The organism is Tsuneonella deserti, from assembly GCF_014644315.1.
GTDB classification, from domain to species: Bacteria; Pseudomonadota; Alphaproteobacteria; order Sphingomonadales; family Sphingomonadaceae; genus Tsuneonella; species Tsuneonella deserti.
In genome coordinates this window covers 371,222-385,570 of sequence record NZ_BMKL01000001.1, presented here as the reverse complement: position 1 = coordinate 385,570, position 14,349 = coordinate 371,222, and the positions used below count along the sequence as shown (strand labels likewise).

Genomic DNA, 14,349 nt, shown 5'->3' with positions numbered 1-14,349 from the left:
GAAAAGTTGTGGACCTTGTAATTGGTTTGCAGCCATTTGCGTCGTTCAAGTGCGCGTGGATGGATGCGCGAACGAAACGTTTTATGACATTGAGGCTGGGCCAAGAAATTGGCTACATGTAGAAGCTGTACCTTGGAGCAATCTCCTGCTCTTCTCCGACGTATTTCAACACCTCGCCGACATGCTTCGCCGCGGCGATAGTGATCGGCAGGCCATTGTCGAACTGAGTGTTGTTCCAGTTCATCTTGGTGAGAGCAAGCGTCTCCTCCGCGATGTGCTGGAGAGGCTGACCCAACGCCTGACAACGAAGCATCAGCGGTCGGGGCACGTACATACCTGGATAGGTGCGGAAGAATTCGACGCTCCCTCGCGTGTAGAGAAGCGCCTGATCCTTATCGAAGCGCAAGAGGCTGCCTCGGAGAGGAGGATACACGCCAGTGCGGTATAGCCGGGTCATAGACTTCTGGATCCACACGAAGTCGGCGTAGTCGATGTCACGCTCGTCTATTGCCTTGTGAAAGCCGTGGAGCTCGTTCCGGTCGAACCGCGAAGTCTTATGCAGGACCACACGGGCTGGGTAGTGACCGTGCTGTCCGCGGAAAACTCCCAGTGAATCGCGTAGGAGCAAATATGCATCTTCCGCCGTCAGGTGCGGCTTCCGGTCCTCTTCGCTCTCCACCATGCGGCCACCCCGTAGGATGAGCCCCTCTCCGCGTTCGTCAAACATTTGCGCGGTGCTGGTGTGGATGTGCTCGCCGTCGATGGACCGGTAGAAGCTTAGCCCGACAAATGAGGTGCGTAGCTGCCTCGCGTCACGAGCAAGCCGCCAAGGCAAGCCGCCCGCCTTGTAGTATGTCGCGGTAAGCAAATTCCATGCGATTGTCGCAGGGTCCTGCGTCCGTCTGTCGCTGGCCTCCTTGAGTTTGCGCGGAATCTTATAGCTTGCATCGAAAGTTGTCGGCCACAGAAGCTGGATCGGTAGCCGAAGACGCATGCAGGCGGCCTTTAGCATGGCCCGGAGATCTAGATCGGCGCCGGTTGTTGCCACCGCGGCCTCATCCGCCTCTGCCCCGCCGGCCACGTCTCGCGCGTTGTAAGTGCGTTCGATAATCTCGATTGGCAGTGCGACCAAGACTACGTCTGGCCTTGTCGTTCGCTCGGCCAGAACCCCAATCTCGTCGGCAATGGCCTGTACGACTGCGCGCGTCATTTCGTGTTGCCCGGGTATTGCAACGAGCCGTGCGATTTCCTTAGGCGGCAACACAGACTGGAGTTCGTCAGGAGTGACGAACTCGCACCGGAATGTCTCTTCAAATCCTGTGCCCGGGAATGGGGGGAATAGATTCGGCTGGCGACTTTCCTTCGACGGAAAACCAGTCGCACATTGCTCCACCCAGCGGGCCGTTCCCTCCACCGTCTCCGCGCTGCCGACAATGCCCAGCTTAATGCGCTTAGGCGCTCCTTCCATGCCGACGTCAAAAGGGCCGTGGTCCATTAGACCAAAACGGATATCGGGGTGACGGAATGCGCCGCCGAACTCGAGCGGAGGCTCCTTAAGGTGGGTTAGTTTCACTCCGCCGCCTCCGCACTCTTCTCGTCCGAAAGACCAAATTCGAAGAGCGGAGACGATGGATCGGTCTCTTGCGACTTCCAGAGATCATCGGGGACCCCAACGTCAAGCTCCAAGGGGTCCACCTCAGCGAACGAAACGAATGGATACTGCTCGTCTAACAAGTCGCCCGCGCCATGCGTGACGAGGAAGTCGCGCCACATCACGAACTGCCCCATCACTGCGGCGTTGTTCTCGAGTTCTTTGATCTTCTTGAGATGCTCGCCTGCCCAGGCGTCCTCATCCTTGCCGTTGCGCGTGAAATGATAGGTAGGCGTCACCTCGGCAAACCATTGTCCACCCAATCGCACGAACCGGTGCTGAAAGGCAGAATGACGGTAGTAAGCGGCCTGCGTCGGATCTGCCTTCCGCTTACCGTATCGGCCCACTACTCGGCGGGTGGTCGTATTCTGTAGGCTCCGATACGCGAAGTTCAGAGTGTCTCGATCGCGGGGCTTTCGGAAATAGAACACGCCCGTATCGCGGTCGCGATATAGGTCAGGTCTTACGAACTCACCGATGGCGCGATTGAGCAGAGCCACGAAGTCCCGCTGCCGATCCTCGTCACCGCTGTCGGACCACTCATCAACATCGAACTCCTCCATGGCTTCCGCTTCGCAGAGCTTGTTCCAAGGCCACTGGTCCAAGTCGTGGAAGGACAGAACCGACTTCGATCGTACGATCCATTCGGACCCTGCGCGCGGATCTAGCTCTCGCAGTGCAGCGCCGAATGACTTATCCGACGAGTGCTGCGTCGGCGCCCAATACAGGCTGGAGGCGAAGCCTACGCTGACGAGATTAATAAGCACCTGCTCGTGGATCCGGACACTCGGGCTAGATGCGCCGGGGCGCATCGATAGCGCCACCCCCGTAACGGCAGCCTTTGCATCCGCCGTGAACTCGTCCGTCTTCTTGTGGAACTCGACCTTACGGCTCTTTGCGCGCTCCGGATCAGCGAACCATTCGTTGAGCGACTTCCAGTAGGCCTTGCCACTCTTCAGATGCACTACCACTAGGAGTACCGGCGCAGTGCCTTGGGTCCAGTACGCTATATCCGCGTCCGAGCAGGGCCAATCGAAGGTTTCGTCCGTCTCGCCGGGAAGCCGGTCCTTCTCCGTCGCCTTCCCTTGAACTTGGATCAAGAGGTTGCCGACTTCGCTGGTTTCAACGTCTCTCAGTTCGACAAAACCATCGATGCCAGCCTCGACGCCGCCCGTTGGATAAAACATGAAGCCCATCGAGAGCACGACACCCTCGATGTGTGCCATTCCTCGCTGGCCGATGATGTCGCTACGTCCAATCTTCTTCATGCCCGCCTCTTCAGTGATGAGCATATGTTCGTGCTTGGTTCCAAGCTAGGGTGATCCCCGGCCCTAAGGCGGGGAAATCGTGAGTGACGGTGGACAACTTGCGGATTTGTCCCGATCTGATGATCGAGTGAACAAACCCCGCACGGCAATCGACCAGGCACTCGGCTCGACGGTCTGCTCTTGTTGACCAGCGTTCAACGACAGCCGGGCCAGTTTGGATGGAAGTCTTCGGTCGCTCTCTGCATGCGCGGCATTACCGATTTCCTTGTCAGCAACCGACAAGGAGAAATGCTCGTGTCCATTCTCAAGACCCTTAAGCTCGCCGCTGCCGCCCCGGCCAATCCGGGCGCGTCCGAATTCGGCTTCCGCGACAAGCTGCTCTGCTACCTTAACGAGCAAAAGGCGCTCGCTGAGGCGGAAATCGCGGGAACGCGGTTCACCGCCACGCGCAAGGTGACGCGCACGAATGAGGCGGGCGAGAAGGTCCGCGTCGACGCGCCGCGGCAGGTGCGAAAGGGCTGGTTCACCGATGGCAGCGGAAAGATGTTTTTCCAGCTTCGTCACGGCAATCGCCCCCTTGAACTGGCGAAGGGAATGAACGCGATCGCTGTCGATGGACTGGCCGAGGTGCCAGTTATCATCAGCTCGATTATCGACGCAACGAACGCTGGTGAGTTGGACCCGCAGCTTACAGCTGCGCGCGATGCACGTCGGGCGAACTTCAAGCCCAGGGCGAAGATGTCGGCCTAACAGGCAACCTCGAAGGTGGGCGCAACGCCGCCCACCTTCGCCATGACGGAATAAGAACCGGCGCTGGCGATTTATCGACTTTCCAGGCGCTTGCCACACGAACCATGGCGGACGGAACACAGTGTCAATGGCGCTCGGAGCGAGCGTTCAGCCCTGGCGCAACAGCAAAGGCGCTGTCCGGTCCACCCCGGGCGCTCTTGACGCTCTCAGGGCATTTTGGGCGCCCCGTATCGCTAGCCGCAGAGGTTCCTTCTGCGCTTTATCGCCTGCTCCGCCATCCGCCTTGCTTCACGCTCATTTTCATCGTCGTCCTTCCCAAGCTCCACACGCGTAACTCCGCGCATCATCTGATGGTCCCCGGCTTCGATCTGATCCAGGACGCTGACGACCTTGAGGCAGTTGCCTTGATCGTCAAAGTCCATTGCGTGTGCGCCCCCCATTAATATCACTCGCACACCGCGGTCTGGCATCAGTTGCATAACGGTGACGATCTCGCCGAGCGCACCCATCACTCTGTAACGGGCAGAGAGACGTCTCTCCGGATCGAGATCGTCCAGCTCAGCCCTGACACTTGCCACGCGCTTGAGGTGTTCAGATGGGCTGACACGGCCTTTTGCATCAACCAGGTTCCTCTCGATCTTGCGAAGTTCATCCTCGGTTCCACGAACTGCGGCGCGAGCCTCTTGCCACTTGCGCCGCAGATCCGGATCGTCGTCGTCACCCATGGCGTCGAGGTAGCGCGACGCCCTGGATTTCAGATTGTCGCGTTCGCGCTTCTTGAGCGCCAGGCTTTGCTCAATCTGTCCAACATGTTCGGCGTGCGCGAAGAAACTATCGTCGAGCGCTAAGTGGAGCACTTGGTCCAACACCGCGTCTCTGAGGGGCCCGTATCGGATAAATTGCTTATTCCGGCACCTCGTCTCGGCCTTGTAATTTCCACACGCCAAATAGGTCTGATCGCTGCTGACTTTCCAAATCGCGTCGCCCTTGCGGTTTCGACGCATTGCGCCGGCGCTAGCCTTGTTGCGATATACAACCATCCCGCCGCACTCGCCGCAACGTACCAGACCCGAAAATAGATTGCTGATTTCGCCTTTCCGGCCTGCGTTTTTGGGCTTTCGACGGTTCACCCGAGCGAACAGCACCGGATCGACGATCTGAGGATAATAGCCCGAGATTGGCTCGCCAACCGGTTGACGTTTTGTGTCCGACCGGGATTTGGTGTGAGGTTGGTACTCGCCTAGGACAGCCGGGTTTGTGCGGATTTTCTGAATATAGCTGGCGTGCCACTTTTCGGCCTTGCTATTGCCAACACCCCAAGGCTCCACCCTCTCGTCGTTGAGGATGGCTGCAATTCGTTCGCGTCCGACGCCTGCATCGCTCAACTCGAAAATTCGTTGAACGATAGATACTCGGTCGGGTATCCGATCAAAGTCATTGATGGCCGGATTTAGCCGCAACCAGGCGGGGCAACGTCCCGACTTCTTGATCGTCTCGCCACGTTCTAGCTTTTCTCGCTTGATCCGCCAGCTGTCGCTCACTCGGTCGCTCTTATGCTTCGATTCCGCATAGCCTCGGCAGGCGTCGAAGACGATACTCACAATGCCGATCTGGTTGCGCTCCAGTTCGTCCTTGCTGATAACTTGATTGTTGTTGGCTGTGACGATGGTCAGCCCGGCGTTCACCACCCGACTAATCCAATTCATGACCTCCATCGGCGGGCGACGCGAGATGCGGTCCAACTGCTCCACGATGAGGACGGAACCATAGGGGATTAGCCCTTGCTCCAGCCGCTCGGTGAGCTTTCCTAGGTTGCCTTGGGTAAGATTGGCTCCGGTGTATGCACTGCGACCTTCGTCTTTGATAACTTCCGCATCGGCCCAGCCTCGGCCGTTGCAATATCGGCGGCACAAATCCAACTGCCGTTCAAGCGTAGAGCCGCGCCCCTGTTCAAGCGAACTCCAGCGCGCGTAGATAAAGATCTTCATACCAGGGGCATCCTAGCACAGAATTCCTAAGGGTGCGTTGTCCCACACAAACTGCTGATGATCGGCCCACCAGGCGCTGGCAAGTCGCTGATGGCAAGTTGCCTGCCGGGCATACTGCCCCCGCTCACGCCACCCGAGGCGCTGGAGGCGAGCATGGTCGCCTCGGTCGCGGGCCTGCTCGAAGGCGGCAAGATCAGCCGCCAGCGCCCGTTTCGCGCGCCGCACCATTCGGCGAGCATGGCCGCGCTGACCGGCGGGGGCCTCAGGGTCAAACCGGGCGAGGTCAGTCTCGCGCACCTCGGGGTGCTGTTCCTTGACGAATTGCCCGAATTCCAGCGCGCGGTGCTCGATTCGCTGCGCCAGCCGATCGAGGCCGGCAAGGTCGATGTCGCCCGCGCAAATGCCCATGTAAGCTTTCCCGCGCGGGTGCAGTTGATCGCGGCGATGAACCCTTGCCGTTGCGGCCATCTCGGTGATCCCGCGCTCGCGTGCTCGCGGGCGCCGCGCTGTGCGGCTGATTACCAGAGCAAAGTCTCGGGCCCGATGCTCGACCGGATCGACCTGCATGTCGAAGTCGATCCCGTCAGCGCCGCCGACCTCGCCCTTCCCCCGCCGGCCGAGGGCAGCGCCGAGGTTGCCGCCCGCGTGGCCGCTGCCCGTGCCGTTCAGACAGAACGCTTCGGCGAGACGGGAGCACGGACAAATGCCGAGCTCGAGGGAGATGCAATCGACCGGTTCGCCACCCCGGACGAGCCGGGCAAGGCGCTGCTGATGCAGGCCGCGCAGGCGATGAGACTGTCGGCCCGCGGCTATACGCGTATGCTCCATGTTTGCACTGTTACACAGAAACGTGCGAATGGTCCCGGATGTCACTGCCCGCAACGACTTACGCCCGCTTTTCAACGATGGAACAGTCGAAGGGCAACAGCCTCCAACGGCAGTTGGAAGCTTGCCGGGCAATGTGCGAACGACACAGTTGGGAATCCGACACCTCCCGCGAGATCGTGGATGAGGGCCGATCTGCATTTCACGGCCTAAACCGAGCCGAGGGCGCGAAGCTCTGGGAGTTTGAGCGAGAGGCCGAAGCCGGGCTTTACCTCAACGGCCACGTCTTCGTCGTCGAACACCTAGACCGCATCAGTCGGCAAGGGTGGGAAGCTGCCTACGATTTCCTCAAGCGCCTCACCGGCCATGGCGTGACCGTCGCGACCGTGGATGGCGAGCGCATTTACCCTGCGGGTGAACGCGTGCCCATGGGCCAGGTGATGGAAATCATCATCAAGAGCGAGCTTTCGCTTGAGGAAGGTCTGAAGAAGAGCAAGCGCATCAAAGCGGCTTGGAAGGCAAAACGAGAGCGGGCCGAGGCAGGCGACCGCAGTGCAATCACAAGCATAACCCCTTCGTGGATCGAAGTTGACCGCTCAAACCGTAAAATGCGCCTAGTCCCGCATCGAGCAAAGGTCCTCAATGAAATATTCGAGTGGAGCGCTGGCGGTCTGGGCGGCCCGTCCATCGTCAATCGCCTAAATGAGAGGAACGAGCCAACTTGGGGACCAGCCGACAATGGATGGCAACTCGGTTACGTTACGAGGCTTCTGACAAACCGCGCGGTGATGGGCGAGTATCAACCTCGTTCGCGCCCGCGCGGTAATAGTCCCGAGAAAGCGGTTCCGGCTGGAGAACCAATTCTGGATTTCTATCCTCCCGCGATCACCGCCGAACTGTTTAACCGTGTGCAAGCTGCTCGCGCAGCTCGGCGAGGCACAGGCGGCAAACGCGGCAAGACGCAGGCGAACTTGTTCTCGGGGATCGCCCGGTGCGCCGAATGCATCGGGCCTATGACCTACGGTAGCACTCGGAAAGCAGGAAACGTCATTCGCGGCACGAGCGGATCACGGAAGCCGATCACGTTCGTGACGAAAACAGACCACTCGTTCCTCCAATGTGACAACGCCAAGCGACGGCGAGGCTGTCCCAATAAAACCAAGATACGGTACGAATTCATCGAGCCAAGCATCCTTGAGAACATGCTTGCATTCACGGCCGACAGCCTTCGCACCGACGCTCCCCAGGAATCTCAGCGGATGAAACAAGAACTCGCGGAACTGAAGCGTCAGATCGACGGAAAACTGGCTCGGCTGGCCAATCTCGTGGACAGCTTTGCCCGAACTGGAAGTCGGACCATCGAGGACGCTTTGCTATTAATTGAGGCGGAGGTCGAGGCGGACAAATCCCGCGTCGAAACGGTGCAACGCGAACTGGAACAGCTATCCGCAGCAGAGACCCCCGAAAGCACCATTGAACATATGCGGGAAATTCGCGGCAGTTTGAGCCATCCGGACCCTCAAGTCCGGCTGGATGCTCGCATCCGGGTCAACCAGACGCTCAAGCGGTTCATCAACTCGATGCATTGCGATGCGAACGGCCAAACCATGATAGTGTTCGGCAACTACGGTGCTGGGATCACGTTCGATAGATATGGCAACTGCGCGGACCGAAGCGCCCTGAATGCTCGGTATGAGGGACCAGATGGGGAGCCGGACTGGCACCCCGACGATGTCGCAGCCGAATAACCCGCTGCCATGTGAAGTTCACATGCAGGAGGTAGCCGATGCCCGCCCTGCGAGCGTCAGCACGAGCCCATGCGTTCGGGGGCGCATCCGTGTGCTGGCCACCCCCCCAAACGGGCTTATTGAGCCCTGCACGGGCGTTGCCGGTGCGAATGCAGCGCTGGCATAACTCCACCCCTTCCTTGCGCCGAATGATCTCGTACCCCTAAACAGTTGATCGGATTTGCCGACGTGCGCGGCATCCGGACGGACAAGGGGATGCCAGCCACATGGCGAAGGATGAGACGAACACATCGGTTTACAAACACGACGGGGAAGCCGTGCAGCGGCCCGATGTTGGCGTTGAAGCCCAGTTCTCGAACAAGAAAGCGCCGAAAACCTATCGCTATGATTCGAGCCTCGCGCCGGAACTGGCATGGGATGAAAACAGCGAGCGGGACTTTGCGGAATGGCTACTCGGCCTAATTGCCGACGCTGCCGAAAAGGGCGAGACTGTCGTGTTCGCCTCGCCGCAGGTGTGGCGAGGAACGGACGAGCGCTTCACGTCCCTTACGCAATGCGCGGCACGGTTGCGCAGCCTGGCCAAGCCGTTCCTGAATTGGGCCGGCAAGGCCGAACGCCAACAAATAAGCGTGCCGACGCTGCCGCTGTTCGTCCATGAGCGCCATTCGACCCAAGCCATCCTTGAAACGCTCAAATCGCACAAGGCCACCGGCACCAATCTCGACCTGTTCGGCGACATTGACCTGGATGTTGCCGACAAGCTTGATGCTTACGAGCACAAAGGGCCGTGGACGAACCGGCTCATCCTCGGGGATTCCATGCAGGTGATGAACTCGCTCCTCCAATACGAGGGGATGGGGGCACAGGTGCAGATGATCTATTTCGACCCGCCCTACGGGGTGAAATACGGGTCGAACTTCCAGCCATTCGTGCGCAAGAACCGGGTTACGCACGGCAGCGATGACGAAATGATCCGTGAGCCCGAGATGGTGAAAGCCTACCGGGATACGTGGGAACTTGGGCTACATTCCTACCTCACGTATCTGCGCGATCGCCTGACGCTAGCGCGCGAGCTGCTGACGCCTTCCGGCTCGATTTTCGTGCAGATTTCCGACGACAACGTGCACCACGTCCGCGAGGTGCTGGACGAGGTGTTTCCCGGCGGCTTCGTATCGCAAATCAGCTTTCAGACGACCTCGGGCTTCGAATCTTCAACGTTGCCCACGGTCGGCGATTTTTTGCTTTGGTATTCGAAGGACAAGGAATCTGTCCGCTACAACAAGATTTTCCAGCCGCAGCCGGTAGAACTCGGCTCGGGCAATGCCCGTTGGGTATTGTTTCCCGATGGAAGCTATCGCGGAGTAACGGCGGCAGAAGCACGTGGAGACGTGGCGCTATCTGCCGATGTGAAGCTGTATAATCCGGGCGACTTGCAATCGCAGGGCGCAGCGACAGAATCCCAGCCTTTCGAATTCGAAGGTAGAACCTATCGGCCGGGCGGCAACTCGCATTGGAAGGCGAACTATCCCGATGGCATGAATCGGCTAGCCAAGGCTGGCCGTATCCATGTCGCCAAAAACAGCATCCGTTATCGCCGTTTTTCGGATGATTTTCCGTTCCAGCAGGTGGGAAACATGTGGACGGATACCATCACGGGCAACTTCACCGACGAAAAGGTTTATGTTGTCCAGACAGGCGTGAAAGTGGTCGAACGCTGCATTCACATGACCACCGAGCCGGGCGATCTTGTGCTCGACATCACCTGCGGCTCCGGCACCACGGCGTATGCGGCGGAGCAATGGGGGCGCCGCTGGATCACCGTCGATACTTCGCGCGTGCCCATTGCCCTTGCCCGGCAGCGGCTGCTGACCAGCACATTCCCGTGGTATAAGCTCAAGGAGCCTTCCAAGGGCCCAATGGGCGGGTTCGTTTATGAGCGTAAGCGCAACAACAAGGGCGAGGAAGTCGGCGGCCTCGTCCCCCGCATAACGCTCAAATCCATTGCCAACGATGACGACCCCAAGCTGGAAACGATCATTGACCGAGCGGAGGTGAGCGACAAGATAACTCGCGTCTGCGGTCCCTTCACAGTCGAAGCTACTATTCAGGCGGCGATGACGATGGAGGAGGACAGCGCGGAGCCGACACGGCAGAAGGTTTCGAGCAATCCTCGCGCCTACCTTGATCGCATGATCGAGGTGCTGCGCCAGAGCAAGACGCTGCAACTGCCGGGCAATGTGTCGCTGGAACTAGAAGCGATCAGCCCTCTGGCCGACCGTGAATATCTCCACGCGGAAGGCGTGGCGCGCAACGGCACGGAAAAGCGCATCGCCTTCGTGTTCGGTCCCGAGGATGGAGCCATCGGCTCGGAATACGTGTTCAACGCGCATACCGAGGCGCTGCAACAGGGATACCAGCAGCTATTCTTGTTCGGCTTCGCCATCGACGCCAAGGCACGTGAAATGCTGGCGAAGCTCAAGCTACCAACCACCTACGTTTCGGTCACGCCGGACGTGGTGATGTCGGACCTGCTCAAAACCAGCAAGTCGAGCGAGATTTTCTCCATCACGGGCCTGCCCGATGCGCAGCTTGAATTCGCTGGCGAGAAGGACGGAGAGCCGCTGTATCGCGCCGTCGTCAAAGGGCTCGACATTTTTCGGCCCGACACAATGAAAACGGACGAGGTGAAGGCGGAAAACCTTCCGTGTTGGATGCTCGACACCAACTACAACGGAATGGCGTTCTTCGCGTCGCAGGTGTTTTTCCCCAAGACCAGCGCGTGGGATAACCTTCAAAAGTCCCTCAAGGGGCAGTTTGCCGACAGCGTGTGGGAGCATCTAGCCGGGACCGTCAGCGAGCCGTTCGTTCTAGGCGACAAAAAGCGGATAGCGGTCAAGGTCATTGATGAGCGCGGCAACGAGCTGATGGCTGTTAGGGCGCCGGGAGGCCCAAGCTAAAATGCCTGCCGCTGCACAGTCCGACGAGCCGCCGGTCACGGTTGCCGAGGTCGATTCTCCGATCATCAATTCGCCGTTCATGGAGCCGACCTGCCATTGGCACATCGAGCGCGGGAAGACGCCGACGAAGGCCGAGGGACGGCGACGCGCCAGCTTCTTCTATCGCGTTCCCGAACATGCAGGTCGGGGTCGTCGTGCGCGCGACCAGGCGGAAATGTTCGACAGCGAGAAGGGCGAGGAAGTCGAACTGGCTATCGTCAACGTCGTGCGCGAGCATGTGCGCGAGTGGCGGGAAGGCAAGCACAGCGACGGCATTGCCTACGACGGCGCCTCGCACGTCACCAAGGAGCTACTGGACCTCTGGCGCAGCGACGAGCGGATGCAGCGCCTGTTTTTCGCGCAAATCGAAGCGGCGGAAACGCTCATCTTCTTGGTCGAAGCACCGCAGATTTACCGTAAGGGCATCCCCGAAATTCCGAAGGACGAGCCGGGGCTGACGGCCAAGGCTTCCGGTGTGCGTGCCTTCCTTCGCTACGCCTGCAAAATGGCCACCGGCTCGGGCAAAACCACCGTGATGGGGATGCTCTCGGCGTGGTCTATCCTGAACCGTGTGGCCGCGCCCCGCGATGACCGCTTCTCCGACACGATCCTAGTCGTCTGCCCGAACGTCACTATCCGCGAGCGGTTGCAGGAACTCGATCCGGCGCTCGGCGACCTCTCGCTTTATCGCACCCGCCAGCTTGTGCCGCCGCATCGCATGGAGGAACTGCGGCGCGGCGAGGTAATGATAGCCAACTGGCACCGGCTGGCGAAGAAAGAGACTAACAGCGTCAATGGTGATTCCGCCAAGGTCGTCAAAACCGGCGAGCCCGTGACGGTGGTTAAAAACGCGGGCAAGACCAACGAGTCTATCGAGACAAAATACCTTGAGTCCGACACGGCGTGGTTCAAACGCATCCGGCGGGAACTCGGGACGGGCAAAGGCCGAAGCCCGCACTGGCTAATTTTCAACGACGAAGCCCACCACGCATATCGCCGCGGCGAAACCGACAGCGGCGACCTGACGCTGGATGATGACAAGGATCTCGCCAAGAAGAACGCACGCGAGGCGACGATCTGGATCGAGGGTCTGGACCGGATCAACAAGCTAGCGGGCGGCAGCCGTCGCAAGGGTATCAACCTGTGCGTCGATCTCTCGGCCACACCGTTCTACATTCAGGGCTCGGGCAACGAAGTCGGCCAGCCGTTCCCATGGATCGTTTCGGATTTCGGGCTCCTCGATGCCATCGAGTCCGGACTTGTCAAAATTCCGCAGCTTCCGGCCCGCGACGTGAGCGGAGCCGAAGAAGCGGCCTACTTCAATATCTGGCGGTGGGTGCAGGCCAAGGCGAAGGAAGCAGGCTTTCCGACGAACCTGACGCCGGAAGTGGTGATGAACTTCGCCAGTGCCCCCATCAATCTGCTGGCCGCCGAATGGCACCAACGGTTTGTCGAATGGGAAGCGTTCGCCAAGGATCAGCACAAGCATCCCGTGCCGCCCGTGTTCATCGTGGTGTGCCGCGACACGGCCGTGGCGAAAGAAGTCCACGCGTGGCTTGCGAACGGCAACGACTCCTACGGCGTGTCGCCGCCGTGGTTCAAGAACGCGCCGGGTCAGGAAGTCACGGTGCGTATCGACTCCAAGGTCATCGAGGACATTGAGGAAGGCGGCACCAAGGATGAAACCCGCCGTCTGCGGTTCATCCTCGATACGGTCGGCAAGGCCGAATGGCCGGGCGGCAAGGTGCCGGATGAATGGTCGGAGCTAGTGCGCAAGCACAACGACAAGGTAGCCAGCGACGATAACGACGGCTCGCTCAAGTGGATTGACGAGCGGATTCCGCCGGGCCGCGACGTGCGCTGCATCGTCTCGGTCGCAATGCTGGCGGAAGGTTGGGACGCCAACACGGTGACGCATATTGTCGGCCTGCGCCCGTTCGGGTCGCAGCTCCTGTGCGAACAGGTCGTGGGCCGCGCGCTGCGCCGGAAAAGTTACGCACTCAACGAGGATACGCAGATGTTCGCCGAAGAAACGGCGAAGGTCTTTGGCGTGCCCTTTGAGCTCATCCCGTTCAAGGTATCGCCGCCGGGACCACCACTGCCGACCCCGGAGCCGCACCATATCTATTCGGTGCCGGAGAAGGCCCAATACGAAATCACCTTCCCGGTCGTCACCGGCTACCATCAAACGGGCCAATTCGACGTGTTCGTGGATTGGGGCCAGGTGGCGAAGGTCACCATTGACCCCATGAAGATTCCGCAGGTGGTGGAACTCACACCACTTACCACGCCGGACGGCACACTTGCTGCGTTCGGCCCCGGCGAGAAACCCGTGCTATCGCTGGCGCAATGGCGGTCGCTGTTCCGCGAACAACAGGTGGCATTCAGGCTCGCCAAGGAGATTTGCACACGGTGGGCGGCGGACAACGGGGCGGCTGCCGTGCCAATGCAAGTGCTGTTCCCGAAGGTCGCATTCGCGGCCAAGCGGTTCCTTGCGGAAAGGCTCGTCAGGCAAGGTGCAAGCCAGCCGTGCGACGTGCTCCTCGTCGGCGAATACATGCAGGCGGCTGTCGCCTCCTTGTTAGAAGCAATCACGAAGGGCTCATCAACGGCCGAGGCAGAGGTCGCGGTCGTGCCTAAAGGCGCGGCGGGGCTTGGCAGCACGTTGTTCGTGGACTTCCACACAACGAAGCCGATCTATGCTGCCGCCCATTGCCATCTCAATGCGATGGTGGCGGATACCCAAACATGGGAGCAGAGCGCCGCGTTTCTGCTGGACCGCCACCCCGGCGTGCATCGGTGGGTAAAGAACGACCGTCTCGGGTTCTTCATCCCCTACCGCAATCGTGGCGTTCCGGCCCGCTACCTCCCGGACTTCATCGCGGTCACGGACAAGGGCCTAAACGTGGTCATCGAAATCAAAGGCCAATACAACGACAACGCGGACGTGAAGGCCAAGGCCGCGCAACGATGGGTCGCGGGCGTCAATCGCCTGGGAGAGCACGGGGAATGGCATTACCTCGTTGCGACTGATCCGGGTCGCGTTGCCGAAAGGCTGAATTCCTATTGCGCTGCCCAATGGAGCGAAGGGCCGTTCACGCTGGAACCCTAGCAACCGGATAG

At 59.8% G+C, this 14,349-nt stretch carries 7 protein-coding genes and 1 pseudogene; 5 read left to right on the top strand and 3 right to left on the bottom strand.

Going from position 1 to position 14,349, the window contains the following annotated elements:
• Positions 1-112: 112 nt before the first annotated feature.
• Together IEW58_RS01640 and IEW58_RS01635 are read right to left on the bottom strand one after the other, a co-directional pair.
• Positions 113-1,573 carry an argonaute/piwi family protein gene (locus IEW58_RS01640; RefSeq protein ID WP_188643537.1) on the bottom strand — a complete coding sequence of 487 codons (1,461 nt, stop codon included), beginning with the start codon at positions 1,571-1,573 and terminating at the stop codon, positions 113-115.
• Positions 1,570-2,943: a DUF4365 domain-containing protein gene (locus IEW58_RS01635; RefSeq protein WP_229658384.1), complete on the bottom strand. Its 1,374-nt coding sequence runs from the start codon at positions 2,941-2,943 to the stop codon at positions 1,570-1,572. Before IEW58_RS01635 ends, IEW58_RS01640 begins: the two co-directional genes overlap by 4 nt.
• Before the next feature lie 264 nt (positions 2,944-3,207).
• Between IEW58_RS01635 and IEW58_RS01630 the strand changes: the two genes are divergently transcribed.
• Positions 3,208-3,669: a hypothetical protein gene (locus IEW58_RS01630; protein WP_229658383.1), complete on the top strand. Its 462-nt coding sequence runs from the start codon at positions 3,208-3,210 to the stop codon at positions 3,667-3,669.
• 233 nt (positions 3,670-3,902) lie between these two features.
• On the opposite strand, the gene IEW58_RS01625 is transcribed toward IEW58_RS01630, so the two are convergent.
• A complete protein-coding gene (locus IEW58_RS01625) occupies positions 3,903-5,657 on the bottom strand; it encodes a recombinase family protein (RefSeq protein ID WP_188643535.1) in 1,755 nt (584 codons plus the stop codon).
• Positions 5,658-5,702: 45 nt separating this feature from the next.
• On the opposite strand from IEW58_RS01625, the pseudogene IEW58_RS01620 reads away from it, so the two are divergent.
• The 4 genes and pseudogenes from IEW58_RS01620 to IEW58_RS01605 all read left to right on the top strand — a co-directional run.
• Positions 5,703-6,488, top strand: a pseudogene (locus IEW58_RS01620) (YifB family Mg chelatase-like AAA ATPase); the annotation flags it as partial.
• Positions 6,489-6,562: 74 nt separating this feature from the next.
• A complete protein-coding gene (locus IEW58_RS01615; protein ID WP_188643534.1) occupies positions 6,563-8,230 on the top strand; it encodes a recombinase family protein in 1,668 nt (555 codons plus the stop codon).
• A gap of 266 nt (positions 8,231-8,496) precedes the next feature.
• Positions 8,497-11,187, top strand: coding sequence for a site-specific DNA-methyltransferase (locus tag IEW58_RS01610; protein ID WP_188643533.1), 2,691 nt, complete (start codon positions 8,497-8,499; stop codon positions 11,185-11,187).
• Between the two features lies 1 nt (position 11,188).
• Complete coding sequence (locus tag IEW58_RS01605; RefSeq protein ID WP_188643532.1) at positions 11,189-14,338, top strand: BPTD_3080 family restriction endonuclease; 3,150 nt, start codon at positions 11,189-11,191, stop codon at positions 14,336-14,338.
• The last annotated feature ends 11 nt before the right edge of the window (positions 14,339-14,349 follow it).